Annotated in this window: 25 protein-coding genes; 18 read left to right on the top strand and 7 right to left on the bottom strand. The window is 37.0% G+C overall.

The features are described from left to right. The first annotated feature begins 15 nt into the window (after positions 1 to 15). From J2X07_RS01820 to J2X07_RS01835, 4 genes are read left to right on the top strand one after another with little or no spacing between them, the layout of a single operon-like run. On the top strand, positions 16 to 774 hold the full coding sequence (locus tag J2X07_RS01820) for a sugar phosphate isomerase/epimerase family protein (RefSeq protein ID WP_310255960.1): 759 nt from the start codon (positions 16 to 18) through the stop codon (positions 772 to 774). 10 nt (positions 775 to 784) lie between these two features. Next, entirely contained in the window at positions 785 to 1,183 is a 399-nt protein-coding gene (locus J2X07_RS01825; protein WP_310255962.1) for a GNAT family N-acetyltransferase, read from the top strand. Positions 1,184 to 1,211: 28 nt separating this feature from the next. Then, positions 1,212 to 1,604: a VOC family protein gene (locus J2X07_RS01830; protein WP_310255963.1), complete on the top strand. Its 393-nt coding sequence runs from the start codon at positions 1,212 to 1,214 to the stop codon at positions 1,602 to 1,604. Positions 1,605 to 1,615: 11 nt separating this feature from the next. Continuing rightward, positions 1,616 to 3,028 carry a bifunctional metallophosphatase/5'-nucleotidase gene (locus J2X07_RS01835; protein WP_310255965.1) on the top strand — a complete coding sequence of 471 codons (1,413 nt, stop codon included), beginning with the start codon at positions 1,616 to 1,618 and terminating at the stop codon, positions 3,026 to 3,028. Between the two features lie 41 nt (positions 3,029 to 3,069). On the opposite strand, the gene J2X07_RS01840 is transcribed toward J2X07_RS01835, so the two are convergent. Continuing rightward, the gene (locus J2X07_RS01840) at positions 3,070 to 3,390 is read right to left on the bottom strand and encodes a hypothetical protein (protein WP_310255967.1); all 321 of its coding nucleotides are present in this window, start codon (positions 3,388 to 3,390) and stop codon (positions 3,070 to 3,072) included. 296 nt (positions 3,391 to 3,686) lie between these two features. On the opposite strand from J2X07_RS01840, the gene J2X07_RS01845 reads away from it, so the two are divergent. The 5 genes from J2X07_RS01845 to J2X07_RS01865 all read left to right on the top strand — a co-directional run bounded on the left by J2X07_RS01845 (position 3,687) and on the right by J2X07_RS01865 (position 8,036). Further along, positions 3,687 to 5,363, top strand: a complete 1,677-nt coding sequence (locus J2X07_RS01845) for a M3 family oligoendopeptidase (RefSeq protein ID WP_310255969.1) — start codon at positions 3,687 to 3,689, stop codon at positions 5,361 to 5,363. Positions 5,364 to 5,679: 316 nt separating this feature from the next. Continuing rightward, the gene (locus J2X07_RS01850) at positions 5,680 to 5,925 is read left to right on the top strand and encodes a hypothetical protein (protein WP_310255971.1); all 246 of its coding nucleotides are present in this window, start codon (positions 5,680 to 5,682) and stop codon (positions 5,923 to 5,925) included. 268 nt (positions 5,926 to 6,193) lie between these two features. After that, entirely contained in the window at positions 6,194 to 6,952 is a 759-nt protein-coding gene (locus J2X07_RS01855; RefSeq protein WP_310255972.1) for a gamma-glutamyl-gamma-aminobutyrate hydrolase family protein, read from the top strand. Positions 6,953 to 7,127: 175 nt separating this feature from the next. Next, positions 7,128 to 7,448, top strand: coding sequence for a hypothetical protein (locus J2X07_RS01860; protein ID WP_310255973.1), 321 nt, complete (start codon positions 7,128 to 7,130; stop codon positions 7,446 to 7,448). Positions 7,449 to 7,649: 201 nt separating this feature from the next. Then, positions 7,650 to 8,036, top strand: coding sequence for a gamma-glutamylcyclotransferase family protein (locus J2X07_RS01865; RefSeq protein WP_310255974.1), 387 nt, complete (start codon positions 7,650 to 7,652; stop codon positions 8,034 to 8,036). A gap of 62 nt (positions 8,037 to 8,098) precedes the next feature. On the opposite strand, the gene J2X07_RS01870 is transcribed toward J2X07_RS01865, so the two are convergent. Together J2X07_RS01870 and J2X07_RS01875 are read right to left on the bottom strand one after the other, a co-directional pair. Continuing rightward, entirely contained in the window at positions 8,099 to 8,326 is a 228-nt protein-coding gene (locus J2X07_RS01870) for a hypothetical protein (RefSeq protein WP_310255975.1), read from the bottom strand. Positions 8,327 to 8,462: 136 nt separating this feature from the next. Beyond that, positions 8,463 to 8,903, bottom strand: a complete 441-nt coding sequence (locus J2X07_RS01875; protein ID WP_310255976.1) for an OsmC family protein — start codon at positions 8,901 to 8,903, stop codon at positions 8,463 to 8,465. A gap of 369 nt (positions 8,904 to 9,272) precedes the next feature. Here J2X07_RS01875 and J2X07_RS01880 point away from each other — a divergent pair, with 369 nt between their 5' ends. Further along, complete coding sequence (locus tag J2X07_RS01880; protein WP_310255977.1) at positions 9,273 to 10,799, top strand: MDR family MFS transporter; 1,527 nt, start codon at positions 9,273 to 9,275, stop codon at positions 10,797 to 10,799. A gap of 51 nt (positions 10,800 to 10,850) precedes the next feature. Here J2X07_RS01880 and J2X07_RS01885 read toward each other — a convergent pair whose 3' ends face one another. Beyond that, complete coding sequence (locus tag J2X07_RS01885) at positions 10,851 to 11,501, bottom strand: hypothetical protein (protein WP_310255978.1); 651 nt, start codon at positions 11,499 to 11,501, stop codon at positions 10,851 to 10,853. A gap of 79 nt (positions 11,502 to 11,580) precedes the next feature. Further along, positions 11,581 to 12,114: a dihydrofolate reductase family protein gene (locus J2X07_RS01890; RefSeq protein ID WP_310255979.1), complete on the bottom strand. Its 534-nt coding sequence runs from the start codon at positions 12,112 to 12,114 to the stop codon at positions 11,581 to 11,583. Positions 12,115 to 12,233: 119 nt separating this feature from the next. Between J2X07_RS01890 and J2X07_RS01895 the strand changes: the two genes are divergently transcribed. From J2X07_RS01895 to J2X07_RS01920, 6 genes are all read left to right on the top strand, one after another. Further along, positions 12,234 to 12,410, top strand: a complete 177-nt coding sequence (locus J2X07_RS01895) for a DUF4083 family protein (protein WP_310255980.1) — start codon at positions 12,234 to 12,236, stop codon at positions 12,408 to 12,410. Between the two features lie 16 nt (positions 12,411 to 12,426). Continuing rightward, positions 12,427 to 12,738 carry a hypothetical protein gene (locus J2X07_RS01900; RefSeq protein WP_310255981.1) on the top strand — a complete coding sequence of 104 codons (312 nt, stop codon included), beginning with the start codon at positions 12,427 to 12,429 and terminating at the stop codon, positions 12,736 to 12,738. A 147-nt stretch (positions 12,739 to 12,885) separates the two neighbouring features. Then, a complete protein-coding gene (locus tag J2X07_RS01905) occupies positions 12,886 to 14,238 on the top strand; it encodes a hemolysin family protein (protein WP_310257367.1) in 1,353 nt (450 codons plus the stop codon). Between the two features lie 92 nt (positions 14,239 to 14,330). After that, a complete protein-coding gene (locus J2X07_RS01910; RefSeq protein WP_310255982.1) occupies positions 14,331 to 14,561 on the top strand; it encodes a hypothetical protein in 231 nt (76 codons plus the stop codon). A gap of 193 nt (positions 14,562 to 14,754) precedes the next feature. Continuing rightward, positions 14,755 to 15,015, top strand: a complete 261-nt coding sequence (locus J2X07_RS01915) for a hypothetical protein (protein WP_310255983.1) — start codon at positions 14,755 to 14,757, stop codon at positions 15,013 to 15,015. A 133-nt stretch (positions 15,016 to 15,148) separates the two neighbouring features. After that, positions 15,149 to 16,966: a PAS domain S-box protein gene (locus J2X07_RS01920; protein WP_310255984.1), complete on the top strand. Its 1,818-nt coding sequence runs from the start codon at positions 15,149 to 15,151 to the stop codon at positions 16,964 to 16,966. Positions 16,967 to 17,290: 324 nt separating this feature from the next. On the opposite strand, the gene J2X07_RS01925 is transcribed toward J2X07_RS01920, so the two are convergent. Both J2X07_RS01925 and J2X07_RS01930 read right to left on the bottom strand, forming a co-directional pair. After that, entirely contained in the window at positions 17,291 to 17,593 is a 303-nt protein-coding gene (locus J2X07_RS01925) for an antibiotic biosynthesis monooxygenase family protein (RefSeq protein ID WP_310255985.1), read from the bottom strand. 98 nt (positions 17,594 to 17,691) lie between these two features. Then, the gene (locus J2X07_RS01930) at positions 17,692 to 19,788 is read right to left on the bottom strand and encodes a DNA topoisomerase III (RefSeq protein ID WP_310255986.1); all 2,097 of its coding nucleotides are present in this window, start codon (positions 19,786 to 19,788) and stop codon (positions 17,692 to 17,694) included. Positions 19,789 to 19,903: 115 nt separating this feature from the next. On the opposite strand from J2X07_RS01930, the gene J2X07_RS01935 reads away from it, so the two are divergent. Both J2X07_RS01935 and J2X07_RS01940 read left to right on the top strand, forming a co-directional pair. Beyond that, positions 19,904 to 20,356, top strand: a complete 453-nt coding sequence (locus tag J2X07_RS01935) for an NUDIX hydrolase (protein WP_310255987.1) — start codon at positions 19,904 to 19,906, stop codon at positions 20,354 to 20,356. 46 nt (positions 20,357 to 20,402) lie between these two features. Continuing rightward, on the top strand, positions 20,403 to 21,617 hold the full coding sequence (locus J2X07_RS01940) for an MFS transporter (RefSeq protein WP_310255988.1): 1,215 nt from the start codon (positions 20,403 to 20,405) through the stop codon (positions 21,615 to 21,617). Positions 21,618 to 21,782: the final 165 nt, after the last annotated feature.

Below are 21,782 nucleotides of genomic sequence, written 5' to 3' on the forward strand. Positions count from 1 at the left end.
AAGGAGAGGGTAAACATGCGTAAAATCGGATTGCAGCTGTACTCCATACATTCAGAGGCTGAAAAAAATTTCTTAGATACATTAGAGAATGTGCGAAATATGGGGTATGACAGTGTACAATTTGCCGGTCTATTCGGAATTTCTGCGAAAGAGGTAAAGAAAGTATTAGATTCAACTGGGTTGTCAGCAGCTGGTGCACATGTGCCATTCGATCAATTTTCTGGAGAAGCGTTTAAGCGCCAAATGGAGGATCAGCTCATTTTAGGCAACGACTTGATGATCATGCCTTATCTTACTGAAGAACAGCGGAAATCATTGGATGATTATAAGCGTGTAGCAGATATTTTGAACGAAGCTGGTTTTCGCAGCAAGGAGTTTGGAATTAAGGTGGCTTACCACAACCACGATTTTGAGTTCTATCAAATAGATAATAAAATGCCGTTTGATCTTATCTACACAGAAACCGATCCGGAGCTTGTGAAAATGGAATTGGATACATACTGGGCGAAATATGCGGGATACGAACCTTCCGAACTTTTAAATACATATAGAACCCGTTGTGTCTCTTTTCATATAAAAGACATGAAACAAATAGGCGAAGAAAAATCTACAACAATCGCAGGTGAAGGGGTACTGGATATTAAAGGATTTTTAAATCTGGCAGAAGAACAAAAAGTAGATTACTTAGTCATTGAACAAGAGCATTTTGAAGGAAATCCTCTTTTAGAAGTTGAAAAAGGAGTACAGAACGTAAAGGCACTTATAGAGGATTAGGAGTTTGATCATGCAGTCTTTTAAAATCATTCCCTATGAAGAAAACTATTTTCAAAGTATACAAAATTTAAATCAGCAAGTGGGATGGTCACAGCTCGTTAAACGGAACGAGCAAACGTACCAGGCTTGGGGAAATTCTAATGTTGCCTATGTTGTCTTTAATGAAGAAAAATCCGTTATTGGATATGTACGTGGTCTAACAGACGGTCATGTAACGGTATACATTTGTGAGATGCTCATTTTAAAAGAATACCGCGGACATGGAATAGGTGCTGCACTTTTAAAGCATGTTCATAGTAAGTATCCACAAGCAAGAATGGAAATGCTGGCATCGAGCACTTCACATACTTTCTACGAATCACAGAAGTTTAGAGCGTTTTATGGATTTCGAAAAACATACAATGAATAAATTTTTTTATTCCAAGGAGGAAGTTTGAATGAGTGAAAAAGTAACGAGTATTGCACCGGTACAAAGTCATATTAATAATGTTTTTGTCCACGTATCTGATCTAAAAAAATCAGTAGAATGGTATGCGAAGATTTTAGGAGTATCTATTGATTTAGATGCGGTGAACTCTCCCGTACACAACATTCCTGTTACTGGGCAAACGGGGCTTTCACTTGATGATCATACGTTTGATCCATCCTTTCATCGCACACCAGGATCAGGTCCGATGTTTAATCTTTTTGCTCCAGATATTGACGCAGCCTACAGTGACATTAAAAATAAAGGAATAAAGGTTACGCGCGAAATCGAATGGCATGGAGAAGTTGCTTGGTTTAATGTAGAGGACCCAGATGGAAATATCGTTATGATCTGTAATTGTTGATGGTCAATCAAATGAAAGAAACAATTACGATTCTGCACACAAACGATTTGCATGGGCATTATGAATTTGCATTGAGACAGGCTGCTTTTATAAAAAAAAGAAAAAAAGAACTTCATGCTCAAAACGAGAATGTCTTATTGTTAGATGGCGGTGACCATATGGATATGAGCATGAATGAGTGCTTAGCGACAGAAGGTTATATTCATCTGGATATGCTTGCGGCCACAGAGTATGATGCGATGGCAGTCGGAAATAATGAGCTCTTGCGCTTGCCTAAGCAAAAAATCAGGAAGTTAAGCTCAGACTCGAAAGTGCCATGGCTTTTATTGAACTTAGAAGAACCGGATGGCTCATCAATCGGTGGAACAAAAGAAACCCTGATTCTCGAAAAAGGAGAACATCTGAAGATAGGGCTGTTCAGTGCAACCGACCAATTTGAAGATCTGTATGAAAACAAGCATGGTTTTCGTAATCGAGATACGTTGTCTGCCATTAAAGCAGGTGTTGCATCATTGAAAGAAAACGGTGCAAATCTTATCATTTTCCTATCGCATTTAGGGTACAAAGCAGATTTGGAAATCGCACCTCAGGTATCAGGTGAGATCGATGTTATTATTGGTGCACATTCCCATACGGTTTTACAGAAGCCTGAAGTGGTTTCAGACGTCATCATTGTTCAAGCCGGATGTTACGGGCAATATGTAGGTGAACTGAAGCTGACGGTAGATATTGAAAATAAAAAAGTATTAAACCACAGCGGTCATTTAAATGAGATTTCATTGGAAGACGAGTGCGACCCGGAACTAAAGGAAGTAATGGAAAAAGGACGTCTTGAAACAGAATCATTCTTGTCAGAAATCATTTATCAAGCAGATGATGACATTTCTCATGAAGACCTAGTAAGGATATGCTCGGATAGCCTTAAAGAATTTTGGGGAACTGATATTGGCATCATGTATGGCGGGGGCATGACTGAAGGACTTAAGGAGGGTGATGTGACCAAAGGAACTCTTCTGAACATCTGTAAAAGCATGCACACACCCGTTATTATGACTCTAAACGGCGAGAAAATTACCGGGCTTATTAAACAGTCTTACATGGAAGAAATCACAAGTAAAAAAGTATATGGAAGCGGTTTCCGTCCGCATGGAATACCGATCGGTAAGATTCAATTTTCAGGAGTAAGCTGGGATGGTCATGATGATGAGATTTCTAATATACTCGTAAATGGTGAGCCAATTGATTTAAATAAAACGTATACGATAGGCACTGGTACACCGTTTTTGTACGAAGAGGTATGCGGTTATCTCAGTGTCGAAGGAAATGAATTAATTGATTTAGGTAAAGATATTATGATTAAAGATGTCTTAATCAATTACTTGAAAGAACAATACAACGCATCTAAAAATAAATCTACCGTTTAGTGAAAAGAGTCCTCTAAAATAAGAGGGCTCTTTGTTATCTATTAAGGTCCAAAAGAAACAAAATATCTGAACATAAATGAAGTAAGCGCAAAAAGCGAAATCGTACAAATGGCAGCTAGATTCAATATGAGATACAGGTACTTCCAATTACCTTTTATGAAAAACGAGTAGATAAAGCCGATGAGCGGCGTGATAATCAAGAACGGGAGTGCAGCGGCAATATAAATCTTTGCAAACATCTTTACCAATTCGGAATGGGAGCTTCCGAATTCGAATAGCAAAATTAAAGATAGTGCAACAGCAACGGTAGCAATCATACAAGTCAATGAAACTTTGGAAGGGTTTTGAAAAAATGACTTCATGTGCGCCTCCTCAGATTTAGTCATGATACCAGTTTATGCTCTTCAACAACTCAATAATCTGTTTATTTTGTGTTGGATCTTTTTTGAAATTGTTTTCAACCATACCAATACCTAAAGCAACTATGAGAAAAATTAAGAATACGGTCAACAAAGTTCGCACCCATTTTGAATCGAATATATTTTATAGAAAGAATAACGCATATGTAAATTATTGTATATGGATTTAATGGAGATCAAGTGTGGAAACAGGGATTTTATGGTAATGTTAACAATAAGACAATAAGGGAGGGCTTATCTTGAAAGTATATTCGCTCGAACAAATAACGAAAGAGTTTGAAAGTCTGCTAGACATGAAGATTGAATTTGCAGAAGAATTAGCTTCTTTTTTACAAAAGCAAAAGAAACTTTATGAAAAGGTAGATGAAAAGTTGTTAAGACATTACATCACCTTCCAATGCTTCAGTGATGACGAAGAAAACAAGCGGAAGTATGAATATGATCAGCAGCATATCAAACCACTCTACAAAAAGTTTCAATCCCTGCTGGATCAAAAAGTACTAAGTTCTCCTTTCTTTAAACTTTTGTCAGATGAGGAATTTGGAGAGTATAAAAAAAAGCTTCAAATACAAGCATCTCTATTTCACGAATCTAACTTAGACATTGAAAAAGAAGAAGACCAATTAATTAACCGTTACTTTGAAATTACGGGAGGACTAACTTCCATGTGGGAAGGTCAAGAGGTCACAATAAGTGAACTTTATGCCCATGCAAGAGATTCTAATCGCGAAATCCGTAAAAAAGCATTTGAAGCCATATATACACCAATCATTGAAAAAGAAGATGAAATTCAAAAAATATTGGATGAGCTTATTGAACTTCGTGTGAATAAAGCGGAAAATGCAGAACTCACAAGCTTTACAGACTATATGTTTAAAAAATATAACAGAAATGATTACACACCTGAAGATTGTAAACAGTTTGCAGAATCTGTCCGTAAACACGTAGCACCGCTTGTTAAAAAAATTGAAGAAGAACATAAAAAAGAATTAAAGGTAGATGCATATTTGCCATGGGACATGCATGGAGAGCGTGCCGGAAAAAAACCATTAAAACCTGTGGAGACATCAGAGGAATTAATCTCAAAGTCTGCAAAAGTGTTAGGAAATCTTCATCAAGAATTTGGAGAACTGGTTCTTAAAATGGATAAAAAGAACCTTCTTGATCTCACAAGCCGCAAAGGAAAAACACAGGGAGGTTTTTGTGAATCACTCCCAGAAACTGGCCTTTCGTTTATCTTCATGAACATGTCCAAAACTCATGATGATTTACTCACTTTTATGCATGAAATGGGTCATGGCATACATGACGCGCTGAAAAGCGATCAGGAGTTATATGCTTATAAACAAATACCTATGGAATCTGCTGAACTTGCGAGTATGAGTATGGAATTCTTTAGCTTGAACGGCTGGAATGAATTTTATAAAGAGAAAGAAGATCTCAACCGTGCAAAAAAGGAACTGATTAAATCAGCTGTAGGGCTAATTCCATACATTATGGTTGTCGACCAGTTCCAGCATTGGCTGTATCAAAATCCAAAACATTCATGGCAAGAGCGAAATAAAAAGTTTGGTGATTTAAAGGATTATTATGCCGCATCTCTAATACAGTGGGATGGATTTGAAGATTGGAAAGAGAAGAGCTGGATGTATATTCTCCATATTTTTGAGGTGCCATTTTATTATATCGAGTATGCGATTGCTCAAATTGGCGCATTGCAAATGTATAAGTTGTTTAAGGAAAATCCAGATCAAACGATCAGCAACTATCGTGCTGCATTAAGCCTCGGCAGTTCTAAATCATTGCCGGAAATCTATTCTGCAGCTGGAATTAAGTTCGATTTTTCAGAAGAAACTATTGCTGAGCTAATGGAATTTGTAGAAAAAGAACTGGATTTGTTAGCTGTTGAGATATAATAAATTTTTTAATAATTAATAAAATTAAATATATTAAAGGGTATTTATTATTAGTGTAGAAATATATGTGTAAGGCACTCAAACACATTTCGTCATTATTTTCGAGATTTCTGAAGAGGTGTCCATAAATTCTCGTCAAACCCGGTGGTGAGAGAGTATTAAACACCAACATATATCATCCGTTATTGAGCCGGATTCTCCTACCCAGTATAAACCAAATAACTATACTGGATTCTCAATACCGAGAAGCAAAAATATGCATCTTAAGACTTATTTTAAGTTTTTTTGGATTACTTTTTCCTTTGTGAGGGAAAAAATGAATTATTGCATATTAAAGAGAGCGGATAAAACGGAAGAAAATTGGGGTGATGGGTTTATGGGCAAATCGGCTGAAGAAAAGTTATGGGACACAATTAACTTCGAGTTTTCAGAAGGAGATCGAATTACGTTCCATAATACAGAACAAGGTGTAGAAAAGACATATACCGTCAAATGTATAAAAGATAATGGCGACATTGAGCTGGTTTATACATCAGCTAAGCAGTATAACCCCATACAATAGTGGGGTTTTTTTTTTGTTTAAAGCTGTTAATGTTCGAGGACACTTTTGAAAGAACTTCTGTGTGAGGTAATTGAAGCGGAATTTAACCACTCAATAGCTGTAAAATGTCGAAAACACCCTTATATAGAAATGATAATAAGTACATGGAAAATACTAGTTGGTTTTAAAGAATATTTCTATGAGTAAACGAGGAATAATACTCTCATATGTTTTAAAAGTTGCTTTTAAGGATACATATGAGGAAGCAAGATTAAAAAGGAGGGACCAAATGATGGGAAAGAAACCAGTCATTGGACTCACAAGTACAATTATGGAGACGAGTACAATTGAGAATAAAGAACAAACCATTCCAACTGTGGTCGTATATAATAAATTCGCTGAAACCGTTAGAGAAGCTGGAGGAATACCGATTGTTATTCCGATGGGAGATGCAGAGGAAGCATCCAATTACGTTAAGCTTTGTGATGGAATTATATTCACAGGCGGTGAGGATATTAGTGCTCTCACATATGGGCATAAGCCACATCCAGAAGTAAAACAGGTCAACAAGCATCGTGATGATTTTGAAATGGAGCTCGTACAAATGGCGCATAAAGAAAAGAAAGCCATTTTAGGAATGTGCAGAGGATATCATATGATAAACGTTAGCTTTGGAGGTTCAATTATCCAGGATGTTAAAAGTGAATTTAGTGACAGCATCAATCACTTTCAGCTTTCAAGCACTCGTACAGAACCTTCACATATGGTAAAGATTGAAGAAGATAGCCTTCTTCACGAGATCATCGGAGAAAATGATGTTGCTGTTAACAGCTTCCATCATCAGGCGATTGGTGAAGTAGGTAAAGGGTTACGTGCAACCGCAAAAGCGGAAGACGGTGTGATTGAAGCGTTAGAGCTAGAAGATAGAAATGGTTCATTTTTATTGGGAACACAGTGGCATCCAGAAGAACTGCGACATGAAAACGAAAAGATGATGGAAATCATAAAAACGTTTATTGATGAAGCAAGCAAAACCAAATCGAAATAAGTGAGATGGTAAACCTCCACTGTTGTGGGGGTTTTTTGTATGAGATTTTAAAATCATTTATGTATAAATCTTTATTTACTACAAAAAACGGCCTAATTTAGGTCGTTTTACATTTAGGGAACTTTTTATTGATTTTTACGTAATAATAGATAGAAATCATGGAGGAGGATGTCTCATGAGTGTCTCGAGACTTTTGAAGTTGATATCGGGTGGAATTGAAGCATTTCTAGGTATACCTTTTTTAGGCGGATTAATTGTAATTGCATCAGGATGGGCTCCTTTGCAGTTCATGTTTTTTCTTCATTTAGTAACATTTATTGTGTGTTTTGTTCAAAAACAAAGAGTCCACGGCAGCGTAGCAGGGATGATTACATCAGTTGTAGCATTTATTCCAGGACTAGGAATGGTCATGCATATAGTAACAGCCGTTATTTTGTTTATTGATGTTATTAGGGGAGACCGAAGAAGAAACGATCATATTATTAATGCAAAATAAACTAAAATCATGTAAAGACACTTTTTATCGGAAATGATGAGAAGTGTTTTTTAGTAGCGGAAATCAACCATTACTAGAGCAACAAACTTTGCGAAAACAGACTATTTAAAAAAGGAAATTTTGAAAACACATCTAAAATGATATTAAGGTGAGTGAATATTCCTAGAACGATATTTATTGCAGAATGAGGAGGGAAACAACGTGGATTATCATCTTGTTTTTGTTTACGGAACTCTTCGGAAAAATGAAGTCAATTCTCATTTTTTGCATCATGCAGAATGTGTCGATGAAAATTGTACTTTCGAAGGTCAGTTATATGATACAGGTCATGGTTATCCGGCCTTGTTTCAAGAAAAAGGAGATATTCCAGTAAATGGTGAGATTTATAAAGTAACGACTGAACAATTGAAACAGCTAGACCGGTTAGAGGGGTATGAAGAGGGAGGACAGAACAATTTATATGAAAGATTGATCGGAAAAGTGTCTACTCAGCAAGGAGAAAAAGATTGCATTGTTTATGTGATGCACAAAAAAGTGAAACAGTATAAACGAATTTTAGAAAATGACTGGGTTAAATATAGAAGTTAAAAAAACAAAAGAGGTCACCGAAACCGGTGAACCTCTTTAAATATGAAAATGAGAGTTCTTCTCTATTTACGAATAAGGTTTGTAATGCAATGCACAGCAGAGTCAACATCATGAAACTTTTCAAGGGAATCTGTTTCAATAAGCATAACATCAAATGTTTCATCATTTTTGGAGTACTTTACTGAAAAAACAGCAGTATTGTTTTCTCCAAAAGTGTGAGTGATATCGGATTCGATATATTGTTTACTCTGCAAGTTCAAAAGTATGGCTTTCACATCTTGTTGGTTCATGATACATCGTCCCCTTTCTATTATGGGGGAACTTGTTAAGAACCCAAATAATATAATATTTTCCTTGGTTAAGTTTTATGCTAACATAGTAAAATTGGAAAGTACAGGTATCTCGGCTGTTAATTGCTAAATGGTGCTAATTACTTATCGACAATATGGCTTCCACTTCGACATTACCTTTCAATGCTCGTGAAATCATACATGATTTTTCAGCTTTTAATGCAAGTTTTTGTAATAAACTCTTTGTTTTTTTATTTTCTTGTTTGATGGTGACCACAGGATTATGAATAATTTTTTTATAAGTAATAACCCCGTCTGTAACATCCACAATTCCTACTGATTCCATCGTTAAATCCACAGTTTCAATTTTACTTCTCTCAATCATCGCTGCGAGTGTAATGATGTAGCACGCAGCAGCAGCACCAAGCAGCATTTCATCAGGATTTGTTCCAATTCCCGGTCCATCCATCTCAGGAGGAATCGACACCTTTGTCTGCAAGTTCTTTGTTTCAATTATACCGGAATCATTTCTTCCGCCTGGCCAATGTGCTTTTAAATGAAATACATGCTCTGCCATACGATTTTCACCTCATTTTATTATAATTCTAGTGTAAATGATATTGCGTGTTTCGTCATATTATCTGTTTATTTTTAGGGTAGTTGTCATTAAAAAAGTTATAGAGTTTTTCAGCAAAAAGGAGACCGCAGAAAGCGGACTCCTTTTTTGTGGGGAAATTAATCATTAAATCATGAAAAATACACCAAAACGGGAATTGGCTTTATTAAAGCTAAAAATAAAACTGCAAATTAGAGGGTATGAAATCGAGCAAACTCTCCTAAGAAAAAAAGAATATTAATGAAGGAAATAAATTGTTGGGGGTCAGACCCCATAGTATACTTAAGTTTATTAAGCAATTAATTGGCAGGTAAGTTAGGAGATGGAGAAATGGCTAATAAGGAAGGGAATCTTAAATTAGTAGTTGCCGGTTTGCTGCTTGGTATTCTAATGGCAGCTATGGATAATACAATTGTCGCAACTGCGATGGGCACGATTGTTGCCGATCTCGGCGGTTTTGACAAGTTTGTATGGGTAACAGGTTCTTATATGGTTGCAGTAATGGCAGGGATGCCGATTTACGGGAAGCTTTCTGATATGTATGGACGCAAGCGGTTTTTCATTTTTGGTCTATTAGTATTTTTACTAGGTTCTGCCCTATGCGGATTAGCACAAAGTATGGAGCAGTTAATTGCGTTTCGCGTCATTCAAGGTATTGGAGGCGGAGCGTTAATGCCGATTGCTTTTACAATCGTATTCGATCTCTTTCCACCAGAAAAAAGAGGAAAGATGACAGGTCTTCTTGGGGCGGTGTTTGGAACATCCAGCGTTCTTGGCCCTTTATTAGGTGCATTCATTACGGATGCAATCAGCTGGCATTGGGTTTTTTACATTAATGTGCCGATAGGCATTGCTTCGTTTTACCTTATTTTCCGTTATTATAAAGAGAGTCTTGAGCATCGTGAGCAGAAAATCGATTGGTGGGGAGCAATTACACTTGTTATCGCTGTTGTTAGTTTAATGTTCGCCCTTGAACTGGGTGGAAAAACATATGCATGGGATTCTACACAAATTGTTTCTTTGTTTACAATATTCACTGTGTTTTTTATCGTGTTCTTTGCTGTAGAACAAAAAGCATCCGAACCGATCATTTCATTTTGGATGTTTAAGAAACGTTTATTTGCAACATCACAGATTCTAGGGTTTTTATACGGAAGCACGTTTATCATTTTGGCGGTGTTTATTCCAATCTTCGTACAAGCGGTATATGGAGGATCTGCTTCACAGGCCGGTCTAGTGCTGACACCGATGATGCTCGGATCCGTAGCAGGGAGTATGATCGGCGGGATTTTTCAAGCAAGAACTAGTTTCAGAAACTTGATGATCATTTCTGTTATTTCATATTTTACAGGCATGTACCTTTTAAGCGGAATGACACCTGACACGACTCGTATGATGTTAACACTGTTTATGATAATTGTAGGTTTTGGCATGGGTTTTTCATTTTCTCTATTGCCTGCAGCCTCTATCAACAAAATGGAGTTCCGTTACAGAGGTTCGGCCAACTCAACTAATGCGTTTCTTCGCTCTCTTGGCATGACACTTGGAGTTGCGATTTTTGGTTCTATACAAAATAGAATTTTTACAGATAAATTAATGGAGAACTTTAAAGGTTTTGGTGGAGGTGCTGGTGCCGGGCTTCCAAAATTTGATCCTCAAAAGATTTTCCAGGCGAGTGAGCGGGCACATATACCGCCAGAAGTACTGAATGGATTGATACATGCAATGTCTGATTCAATCACAACAGTATTCACATATGCCCTTTTCCCGATCGCCATTTCAGCGGTGTTCGTCATTCTAATGGGGAATGAAAGGGTAGAAAAGTCAAAGCAACCTAAACAAGAAGCACAAAAATAATATTCAAAAACGCCTGGTACATTTTAGCACCGGGCGTTTTCCTTCTTTATATTAGATTGCATGAGTAGTTGATTTATCCTTTTTAAGAAATAGGGTGTAAGAAAAGGAAACGACAATATCAATCGTAAGTATTAAAGCCCATAAACGAGTTATATTATTGGCAATTATATTTTTATAGAAAAGATCGGTTTCAACTTGGTCATACCAATCATGGAACAGTGTATCCATCTGTATGTTCCAGACAGCATTAGAGAATCCAAAAGTGAAGAAGAACAATAGCTGAACAGCAAAAAATAGAATTATATGCCTATACATGTTCTTGCGTTCCTGTTTTGCGTGTTCGAAGCCGTATAGACGTTTCTTTTGTTTAGTTTCCGGTAGAGTTAATCCGCGCCACTTAGCTACTTTCCGTTGGATAAAGCCATCAAGTTTTTGGAAATCGCCTCTGCCATAAGTCAGCGCATAAACAATAACAATCAAAATGATAAACTGATAAGATGAAAATTCCCCCGTTCTCATAAAATCAAAATATCCCATCGTTGCGATCCAAAGGTCATTTAAGACAAATAGCAGGAAGAAGACAGTGCTTAATATTTTGAGATTAAACCAGTAACGCACCACTAAGAATGAGAGGGTGGAAATCCAAAATACAGTCTCTGCAAGAATAAGGAAAAGCCACTTATTGTTTAAAACAAAATCCATTAATATAGAACATCCCTTCATTTATATTTTCCAATAAAAGGATATCATTTGAAGTGAAAGATATCTTCCAACTATTGGATTATTTATTTAGAAATTCATAATGCAATGTTACAAATTGGTTGTAAGTTTTTACCGATTTCAGATGGAGTGATGTTTCTGGTGTATTCTCATTGAACAAAGGAATACCTCGCCCTATTACTACAGGTATGTAAGTTAAGATTAATTCATCAACAAGTTTTTCCCTCAAGAACGTTTCAGCAAGATTTGCTCCTCCAACTAGCCAGATGTCTCCAGGTTGATCTTTCGTTCGTAACTCATCAATTAATTTTGAGGCACTTCCAGAATAATATTGAAGTTCTGGTGGGTTTATTTTATCGGGTTCCGCAGTAAATACATACACTTCTTTATCTGCATAAGGAAATTGTTCAGATAATATAAGAACATGTTTATATGTGCTGTTCCCCATGATGACGGTTGAAATCCCATCATAAAATTCTTTATAACCGTTATCACCTTCACCGCCTTCTGATTCAATGAGCCAATCGATTTCACCATTTTCCCTTGCAATGAAACCATCAAGACTGGCTGCTATAAATAAAACCACTTTCCGCATACAATTCCTCCTCAAACTTAAGTTCTATGTAGTAAACATACAATAAAAATGTCATAAGCACATTCCTTTTTATGGTAAAATTTAAGATAAGATACTAAATGTTGGAGGTGTTCATCATTTTGAAAAGTTTTTTTCCAATCATAATCGTTTCATTACTGGCTCTTTTTATCTTTTCATTTATACTTTTTATTTCTAACAAGATTAAACGTCAAAAAGACCAACAGATTGAACTTGCCCATTTGAATCTTAAGTTAGATGAAGTACTGCAAAATCAGAAGAATATGAAGAAACGGTAGGAACGGGGGCGCATCCATGTATTATCAGCCAGCAGATGAGTTAAGGAGAATTAGAATTACATTAGTGGTTATGACGATTATTCTTTTATTTTCAGGTGGAGGAAGTACAAATGTAACAGTGGATCATAGTGATGAACAATTTACCGAAGCTTCAACATACCATAAAAATTTAGTTCCGCTTGGAAACGGATATTTTGGACTATATAGCGGAGATAGGCAGTCTGAAGATGATAACAAAATGAAAATTTATTATTATAATGACAAAGAAAACAAATTGGTACTTAAACAAGATGTTAATTTGGATACAGTGGAGGAAAACTTGGAATAAAGGGATGGTAAATATGCGCAGAGTGATATTTACAGTAACTTCTTGTATTTTATGATATACTTTTCTAAATTGATAAAATTTATATTCTTAGGAGGTGACAACTTATATTCCGGTACATCTGGGGTATAAGGAGTCTTTTTGGACAGTTTGACCTTACTGAAATTACTTGCAGTAGCTCTTTTAATTCTATTAACAGCTTTTTTTGTAGCCGCAGAATTTGCCATCGTTAAAATCCGTAAGTCAAGGATTGATCAATTGGCTGAAGAAGGAAACAAGCGTGCGATAGCTGCGCAAAAGGTTATTGGAAACCTGGATGGGTCACTTTCTGCCTGCCAGTTGGGTATAACCATAACCGCACTAGGATTAGGTTGGCTTGGTGAACCTACGGTAGAAGCCTTGCTTGGTCCATTCTTTGAAAGCTTGAATTTAAATGAGACACTCGTTCATACGTTGTCATTTGCAATTGCATTTGCATCTATTACTTTTTTACATGTTGTACTTGGTGAACTTGCGCCAAAGACCGTTGCTATTCAAAAAGCAGAAACAATTAGCTTGTGGCTTTCTCCATTTTTGACTGGATTCTACAGAGTGATGTTTCCTTTCATTTGGTTTTTAAACGGAAGTGCACAGCTTTTAGTGAGAATGTTTGGTTTAAAACCTGCATCTGAACATGAAATGGCACATACGGAAGAAGAGCTTCGCTTAATCTTAAGTGAAAGCTATAAAAGTGGTGAAATCAACAAATCTGAGTTCAGTTATGTAGAGAAAGTATTCGAATTTGACGACAGAACTGCAAAAGAGATTATGGTCCCTCGTACAGAAATGGTTTGTTTATATGCAGATAATACGCTGCAAGAAAATATAAGTATTATCGGCGATGAAAAATATACACGGTACCCTGTTGTGGGTGAAGATAAAGACAATGTATTAGGTATGGTAAATGCAAAGGAAGTGTTCTTTGATCTTATTAAAGGAAAAGAATTCCCATTAGACCATTACATCCGACCAACATTAAGTGTCTTTGAAAATACGCCAATTAAAGAAACCTTGTTAAAACTTCAGAAAAAAGGATTTCACATGGCGGTTCTTGTTGATGAATATGGTGGAACAGCTGGAATCGTAACGATTGAAGATATTATTGAAGAACTTGTCGGTGAAATTCGAGATGAATTTGACGAGGATGAGTCACCGATGATTCAAGCTGTTAGTCCTAACATAAAGCATTTTGACGGGAAAGTCTTAATACCTGAAGTAAATGAGATTTATGGACTATCTATAGACGATAGTGAATTAGATACAATTGGCGGATGGATTTTGTCGCAAAATTCAGAGATTCAGGAACAAGAAATCATTTCATTTGATGGTTATAATTTTAAAGTCATCGAATTGGATGGACATCAGGTTAAAAAGATTGAAGTGTCTAAAAGAATTTCTGAAGAGGATCATGAAGATTTACAAACACCTGAATCAGATCAAAATTTAATCGAAAAAGAAGCTTAATATAGATGAAGATCAGTCAAATCGTACTGGTCTTTTTTTGTTTATGAAGAAAATGAGTGGGGAAAGGAAGCAATATGGGAGATGATTCATACATGAAATCTATAACAGTTAACCTTGAATATGATGAAAGAGTATTACATGAAGGACTAGAAGTAGAATCTAAATTAGAGGAACAGCTGTATGGGACTGGCTTTCAGCTTATTTCTATAAAACATGAGCCATCTAAAGAAGTGGAGAAACAGCCAGTTAAACCGGATAAAGACTCAACAAGTGCAGGCGGTCAATCTTCACCACCGCAATCTCCACCAAATAAACAAAATTAAAAGGGCGAGTTAATTCTCGTCCTTTTCTTATCTCTATTATGTCATAAAGAAATAATTTACTACTTATTTCCTAGGAAATCGACTTAAATTGACAGAATATATTGACAAATTACCCGAATGAAATTATGATTTAGGTACAAAACTTTTATATTAAACATAATAGCTTGAAAAAATGAAAAGGGGTTGATAAAAAGTGAAAAGTTCCCCGCAGTATCGGTTTTTTCGAGTGATCATGGGAGGTGAGTTAATTGATATTGACATTTTTCAGTATCCAGACAAAACAACAGTGGTCATCAGCATAATTGACTACAGAAATGAACAAATGATTATGGTTTCTAAGACTGATATAGTCCGAAAAACAGCAATTAAATTAGCTCTGCAATCTTTTAAACTTTCTAAACAACGCTATGAAAATAAGCATAATCCCCCTCCGATTTTAGAAGTTCCTTACTGAGTTTTCGTCTCAATAATTCAAAAAATTAAAAATATATTTCAAGAAATTTCTTTATTTACAAAAGAACATATGTTTATAATTTAAAATGTAAAACAAATTCCAAATGAAATGTCAGATCCAGCAGGAGGGTGAAATGAAAGTTCCAAAAGGTCTTCCAATCGTCTCAAATGCACTAGTAGATCAATACATGAATCATTTTGAAGCATCAGACACGCCATTTCTTATTCAGGACGACCGCAAATGGAAATATGTTAACCCGGCAGCAAGGAAGATCCTTGAAGCGGAAGAAGATATCATCGGTAAGCCAATATGGAACAATCTTCCTTCAGAAATTCATGAAACCGTTGAAGATACAATTCAGTCATGCAACAATGGCATTGCTCCAATGCCGCGTGAACAGAATTGGATTACTCAAAAAGGAAATCAAATAATTGTTGAAGTCATTGGATTCCCGCTCATATTTTCATCCGATGCTACACAAGTGATCATCAGGGATATTACACAACAAAAGCTTGTGGAAAAAGAAACGTCCGACCATTTAAAGCTTATTACAGAAAATATGATAGACATTATTGGGCTTGTGAACGAAGAGGGATTGTTTACCTATCTTACTCCTTCGTATGAGTGGGTGACAGGTTATCCGAAGAATGAAGCGATCGGAACCTCTACATTTACATTGGTCCATCCTGATGATCAACATCATATCATAAGCGAGTTTATGAGAATGATTAGTGAGCAAGTACCTGTAACAGTCGAATATCGATACTTGAAAAAAGACCGTACTTTCATTTGGCTAGAATCAAAAGGTACACCAGTTATAGAAAAAAATAAAGGGAAATATGCTGTCGTTGCATCCAGGGATATTACACAGCGTAAAATGGCAGAATTCGCACTTGAAAAAAGTGAACACACACATCGTCTTATTTTGGAACATAGCAATGATTTAATTTGTTTAATTGACCGGCAGTCAAATTATTTATATGCTTCGAGATCGTATAAGGATATTTTAGGAATTGACCCAAAGAATCTTCTAGGTCAGCCAGCATTAAAACATATTCATCATGAAGACCATACTGCTGTTCAAGAATATATGTCACATATTACAGAATCTCAATATGTTCAGCCGCTTATATATAGGAAGATACATGCTTCAGGAAGTGAAGTGTTTCTTGAAGGGAAAGGAATGTCAATGCTTTCAGTAAAAGGGGAAGTAGAAGGCATCGTTTTTATTTCTAGAGATATTACGGAAAAGAGAAAGGCAGACGAATATAAAAGGAACAGCGAAAAGCTAGCAGTTGTAGGAGAACTTGCCGCGGGGGTGGCGCATGAAATTCGGAATCCTCTCACATCGATAAAGGGTTTGTTTGACTTGTTAAAAAATGGAGAAATTAATGGAGAAAAACAACACTTTTATCATGATGTAATAACAAAAGAGCTAAATCATATCGAGCAAATTGTAAACGAATTTATGGGACTTGCAAAACCAGATGCTATGCAATATGCGAATGAAGTAAATGTAGTAAAGCTGCTTCAGGACACTCTTCTCCTTTTTTCATCTCAAGCTGATTTATACAACGTAGAAATCAGACTCCTATTTAAAGAAATGGACCTTTTTGTTTCTTGTGAAAAGAATCAGATAAAGCAAGTATTTGTTAACATCATCAAAAACGCACTTGAGGCGATGAGTAATGGAGGGGTGTTAACGGTAGGTATAGATGAACTGGAAGACGGTTCTGTGAAGCTTCTTTTTGCAGATACAGGTGTGGGGATAGAGGAAGACCGCTTAAAGAGAATTGGAGTACCCTTTTATACGAATAAAGAAAGAGGTATAGGGCTTGGACTAACTGTGAGTAATAAAATCATAACCGATCACAAAGGCAGTCTTCACATTGAGAGTATACCAGGCAAAGGAACAACAGTAGCCGTAACTCTTTTAAAAAATGTACGATAACATGGACTAAAAGAAGAGATCGCCTCCAAACTTCATATTTCACGTACTGCTGTAATATCAAGACTTTATCGTGTCCGGCAAAGTGTGAAGATGAAATTAATAGAGGCTAAAAGTAATTAAAAACAAAGGTAACTGACTCAAGTTTAATGATTTTGAGTCAGTTTTTCTTTTTAATGGAGTTTTTAGACTAATGGTCATGTTTTGTTTATCATTTCTGTACTAAGAAATGGTGATCTCCAAAAGATCCACGGTGAATCCAAAAATTATCCACGTTAAACTCCATTTAACCACGAAACTACTAAATTCGAACAATAATCGTAAAACTTAAAAGGAATACTCTCTTTCAACTTTACAAATTCGCACATGATAGCTGCTGTACCATGTTTCTTTTCCTTTGTGCTGTGCGGTTTGGTGCTGCATATTTTCTTTCCATTTTTGGATGGCTTCTAAGGATTCCCAATACGAAATCGTAATTCCAAACCCATTGCTGTCTCTGGAGCTTACTATATCAATAAACCCTGGCTGTTTCTTTGCTAGTTCTGCCATTTTTTCAGACATTAAATAATATCCTTGAGAATCGGATACAGTTCTTTGAGATGTGAAAATCACGGCATAGTAATTTTTCATTCGTAAAATCCTCCTGTCTTACAGCTCTTTAAATTATATCGATAAGTAACGGGAAATAGAAAAAGCAGCTCCCCAAAAAAATAGGGAACTGTCTTGTTTTACTTTTTATCCTTCATCGCAGCTTTCAACGCATCTGCCAGGCTATTGCCAAAACCTTCATCTTCTTTATTGTTAGCGCTATATTTTTTCATCAATTGTCGTTCTTCGCGCTTCGTTACTTTCTTTTTCGTGTCATCTGCTTTGTCCACAATGTTACATGGCTTGCATTGAAAATACGTTCCGGCTTTACCGTTATGAATCTCCATTTTTTTATGACACTGAGGGCATCGTCGGTTAGAGAGTTTTGGATCCTTGCGTCGGCGATACGAACATTCACGGTCCGAACACACTAACACTTTGCCATCGCGGCCTTTAACTTCTTTTAATAACTTTCCGCATTCCGGACATTTCGATCCAGTAAGATTGTGTGCTCGGTATTCTTGTGAACTCGTTTTGATTTCCATTACGAGTTGCTTCGTTTGCTTGCGAATATTCTCTAAGAACTCTTTCGGATTTCCTTTTCCGCGTGCGATTGCTTCAAGCTCCTGTTCCCACTTCGCTGTTAATTCAGGCGACTTCAATTCATCATTCACTAAATCGATCAGCTGTTTTCCTTTTGGTGTAGGATGAAGCTTATTATTTTTTCGATCCAGTACCTCTGAACCTAGTAAACGCTCGATAATATCTGCACGTGTTGCTGGTGTTCCAAGACTGTACTTTTCCATACGGGAAAGAAGATCAGCCTCTGTAAAACGAGCTGGCGGTTCAGTAAGCTTTTTCTCCAAATGAACATCTTTAACAGATAACGACTGTCCTTCTGTTAAGTTGGCTAAAGCTCTGGGACTTTCTTCTTCTTTACCTGACAGTACTTTAAAACCTGGATCCAGCACAATCGTTTCTCGTGCGACAAAGGATTCGCGGTCCACTTTTAGCGTGGCTGTTAATGTTTCCGCTTTGTAAACCGGATAGAAAAGCGCAAGGAACCGGCGCGCGATAATGTCGTACAGCTTACGCTCATCGTTGTCCAAATCGCCAAGGTGAAGCGGTTCATCAGTCGGAATGATAGCGTGATGATCGGTTACTTTGCTGTCATTAAAAACTTTTTTGGCTGCCACTTTTCCTTTTTGTTTAAGAAGAGGCTGTACTTCGTCACGGTAGCCAGCAGACATTCCTTGCAGTCGTTCGTACATCGTATTTTCCATGTCACTTGTTAAATAACGGGAATCTGTTCTTGGATACGTTACTAGTTTGTATTGCTCGTAAAGCTTTTGCAGGACGGATGAAGTCTTCTTCGCAGAGAAACCGAAGCGGCGGTTCGCATCTCGCTGAAGTTCTGTCAGATCGTAAGGCATCGGCTGGGACTCGGTTTTTTCTTTCTTTAAAAGAGATTCCACTTTCGCCGATTTTCCTTTTACCTGGTTCACGATGTCTTTTGCTTTCTTCTCATCAAAAATACGCTTCTCTCCATTTTGTTCCCAAGAAGCTTTTAGAAGACCAATTGAAGCATCAATCGTCCAATAGTCTTTTGGCTGGAATGTGTTGATTTCTTGTTCGCGTTCCAAAATCATCGCTAGTGTAGGAGTCTGTACACGTCCAGCTGATAGGGGATCATTGTATTTCGTAGTGAGTGCCCGTGTAACATTCAGTCCGATCAGCCAGTCAGCCTCTGAGCGGCAAACGGCAGATTGATATAAATTATCGTACTGCTTCGCTGGTTTTAATTGATTGAAACCATCACGGATCGCTTTATCGGTTTGTGAAGAAATCCATAAACGTTTAATTGGTTTTTGCCACTTTACTTTTTCGATGATCCAGCGTGCTACAAGTTCACCTTCACGTCCTGCATCTGTAGCGATGACAAGTTCGGCGAGGTCTTTTCGTTTTGCAAGCTGTTCGATCGCACGAAACTGATGACTCACTTGGCGTATAATTTTCAGCCCCATATGTTTCGGAATAATCGGCAGATCTTCTAATCGCCATTGTTTATATTGTTTGTCATAGTCTTCAGGCATTTTTAGTTCAACGAGGTGACCAAGTGCCCACGTTACAATATGCTTCGGTCCTTCGATATAGCTTTTATTGGTTTGCTTACAGCCTAATACACGTGCCAAATCACGCGCTACACTCGGCTTCTCAGCGAGAATTAGTTGTTTCATAACGTACCCCTTTCCACAATCTACTTTAGTCATTATAACAGAGGAAGATGAGAGATACCTGATTGTATATAAATGGTATAATGAAGTAGCATGAAAAGTGATCAGGAGTAATAAGATGAATCCAAACTTTACGAATAATCATTATGAATATATGGACCTTCTACCGGTTGACGAAGGTGAAATTGAAAAATATAAGAAATTAGCGGGATCATTTGCAGTTATTACCTGTGAAGGAAAATTCTTAATTTGTTATAACAAGTGGAGAAATCAATGGGAGCTTCCTGCAGGGAAAAGAGAGCATGGAGAAACGCCGAAAGAGTGTGCAATTCGTGAGTTATATGAAGAAACAGGACAACGTGTGGATAATTTGAAATTTAAAGGCTTGCTGAAACTTATTAATAGAACGAATGGGGAATTGAAATTCAATCCTGTTTATTACGGAGAACTTGAATCTTTGCAGCCCTTTCATGAAAATGAGGAAACATCCGATATTATGTTGTGGGATACAGAAGAAGAAATCGGATATTTTGATCTAATAGATTTACAAGTATTGAAAAAAATGAAATAAGTTCCTGATCAAAAATGATTTCGGTGAACTAAAGGGGAAATCAATCATGTGGAAAAACCGGAATTTTTTATTGCTGATGTTTGGGCTTGGTGTATCGAGTACAGGGCTTTGGGTAGGGATCATTGGGAATCTTGAATTCTTGCAAAAGAACGTGGAATCTTCTTTTTTACAGGCACTTATCATTTTAGCAGGGTTTTTAGTGGGAATATTTTTGGCGCCAATGGCTGGAAGAATTATTGACCGAAGCAATAAGAAAAAGATTTTGATCTATGCAGGATTTGCCAGATGTGCAGCCATCTTTTTTATGTATTTAGCGATTGCTTCTAACCATGTATGGTGGATGGTGGTCTATACTTTAGTGATCGGAATATCAGGCACATTTTCGCAGCCTGCCATGCAGACGATGCTTCCGCTAATCGTTAAAAAAGAAGAATTGTTGGACGCGAACGGCATCAACATGAATATTTTTACAGGTTCAAGGATTGTTGGAACGGCGCTTGGGGGAGTGATGCTCGTCAGTATGTCTCTCTTTTCCTTGTATACGGTCACATTAATTTCTTATATTATTCTTTTGATTTCAACCCTTTTTATCCATGTGGAAGAAAAGCCAAAAGAGTTCAATAAGAATGACAAGAAGGAAAGCTTCTTCAGAACACTTGGTGAGCTGTATCCGATGGTGAAAAAGCAGCAGAAGGTGGTTTATGGGATTTTCTTGCTATTGCCTGCTTATCTTTTTCTTTCAGGATTTAACTTGATGGTGATCGAAATCAGCGACCTTCAGCATAATCCGGGTATCAAAGGGATTCTTTATACCACAGAAGGTGTTTGTGTTTTTATAGGAACGTTTTTATCGAAAAGATTTTTCAGGGATAATCCAAAGCTTTCTTACATGTTGGCCATTACGTTTATTATCGCAACGGCACATACTTCTTTATTTCTAGCACATCTTCCTGCTATGTCTGTTGTATCATTCGGTCTGTTTGGACTTGCGGCAGGAACGCTTTTTCCTGTCGTAACGACTATTTTTCAAACGGATGTCCCGTCTGATTATCATGGACGGTTCTTTTCGATAAAAGGGATGGTAGATAATATTATTTTCCAAATTCTGATGCTCTTAACGGGATTGTTTTTAGATACAATCGGTCTTGAGAAGATGGTAATCGGATTTGGTATTACCTCTTTTATAATAGCATCACTAATTTTACTGCAATATCAGGTTCGTGGAAAGCAACAGAGGAAAAAGGTTGCTCTAACAAAATAGGCTTTTAAAAAGACAGTCTGCAGGCTGTCTTTTTTGTTTTACAATTTTCGTAAACATTGTTGTACTTAGATGCGGTTGATTTCCGTTTCAGGATGCTCGCTTTCCGCGGGGTGTGCGTTGAGCCTCCCTAGCGCCTTGCACTTTTGGGGTCTCACCTGTCCCGCT

Source organism: Fictibacillus barbaricus (assembly GCF_031457135.1).
Lineage (GTDB): Bacteria > Bacillota > Bacilli > Bacillales > Fictibacillaceae > Fictibacillus > Fictibacillus barbaricus_A.

What these genes read in the sequence shown, in the direction of transcription:
- J2X07_RS01820 (WP_310255960.1), top strand. Translation starts at nt 16, where the DNA reads ATGCGTAAAATCGGATTGCAGCTGTACTCCATACATTCAGAGGCTGAA.
- J2X07_RS01825 (WP_310255962.1), top strand. Translation starts at nt 785, where the DNA reads ATGCAGTCTTTTAAAATCATTCCCTATGAAGAAAACTATTTTCAAAGT.
- J2X07_RS01830 (WP_310255963.1), top strand. Translation starts at nt 1,212, where the DNA reads ATGAGTGAAAAAGTAACGAGTATTGCACCGGTACAAAGTCATATTAAT.
- J2X07_RS01835 (WP_310255965.1), top strand. Translation starts at nt 1,616, where the DNA reads ATGAAAGAAACAATTACGATTCTGCACACAAACGATTTGCATGGGCAT.
- J2X07_RS01840 (WP_310255967.1), bottom strand. Translation starts at nt 3,390, where the DNA reads ATGAAGTCATTTTTTCAAAACCCTTCCAAAGTTTCATTGACTTGTATG.
- J2X07_RS01850 (WP_310255971.1), top strand. Translation starts at nt 5,680, where the DNA reads ATGAATTATTGCATATTAAAGAGAGCGGATAAAACGGAAGAAAATTGG.
- J2X07_RS01855 (WP_310255972.1), top strand. Translation starts at nt 6,194, where the DNA reads ATGATGGGAAAGAAACCAGTCATTGGACTCACAAGTACAATTATGGAG.
- J2X07_RS01860 (WP_310255973.1), top strand. Translation starts at nt 7,128, where the DNA reads ATGAGTGTCTCGAGACTTTTGAAGTTGATATCGGGTGGAATTGAAGCA.
- J2X07_RS01870 (WP_310255975.1), bottom strand. Translation starts at nt 8,326, where the DNA reads ATGAACCAACAAGATGTGAAAGCCATACTTTTGAACTTGCAGAGTAAA.
- J2X07_RS01875 (WP_310255976.1), bottom strand. Translation starts at nt 8,903, where the DNA reads ATGGCAGAGCATGTATTTCATTTAAAAGCACATTGGCCAGGCGGAAGA.
- J2X07_RS01880 (WP_310255977.1), top strand. Translation starts at nt 9,273, where the DNA reads ATGGCTAATAAGGAAGGGAATCTTAAATTAGTAGTTGCCGGTTTGCTG.
- J2X07_RS01885 (WP_310255978.1), bottom strand. Translation starts at nt 11,501, where the DNA reads ATGGATTTTGTTTTAAACAATAAGTGGCTTTTCCTTATTCTTGCAGAG.
- J2X07_RS01890 (WP_310255979.1), bottom strand. Translation starts at nt 12,114, where the DNA reads ATGCGGAAAGTGGTTTTATTTATAGCAGCCAGTCTTGATGGTTTCATT.
- J2X07_RS01900 (WP_310255981.1), top strand. Translation starts at nt 12,427, where the DNA reads ATGTATTATCAGCCAGCAGATGAGTTAAGGAGAATTAGAATTACATTA.
- J2X07_RS01910 (WP_310255982.1), top strand. Translation starts at nt 14,331, where the DNA reads ATGAAATCTATAACAGTTAACCTTGAATATGATGAAAGAGTATTACAT.
- J2X07_RS01920 (WP_310255984.1), top strand. Translation starts at nt 15,149, where the DNA reads ATGAAAGTTCCAAAAGGTCTTCCAATCGTCTCAAATGCACTAGTAGAT.
- J2X07_RS01925 (WP_310255985.1), bottom strand. Translation starts at nt 17,593, where the DNA reads ATGAAAAATTACTATGCCGTGATTTTCACATCTCAAAGAACTGTATCC.
- J2X07_RS01930 (WP_310255986.1), bottom strand. Translation starts at nt 19,788, where the DNA reads ATGAAACAACTAATTCTCGCTGAGAAGCCGAGTGTAGCGCGTGATTTG.
- J2X07_RS01935 (WP_310255987.1), top strand. Translation starts at nt 19,904, where the DNA reads ATGAATCCAAACTTTACGAATAATCATTATGAATATATGGACCTTCTA.
- J2X07_RS01940 (WP_310255988.1), top strand. Translation starts at nt 20,403, where the DNA reads ATGTGGAAAAACCGGAATTTTTTATTGCTGATGTTTGGGCTTGGTGTA.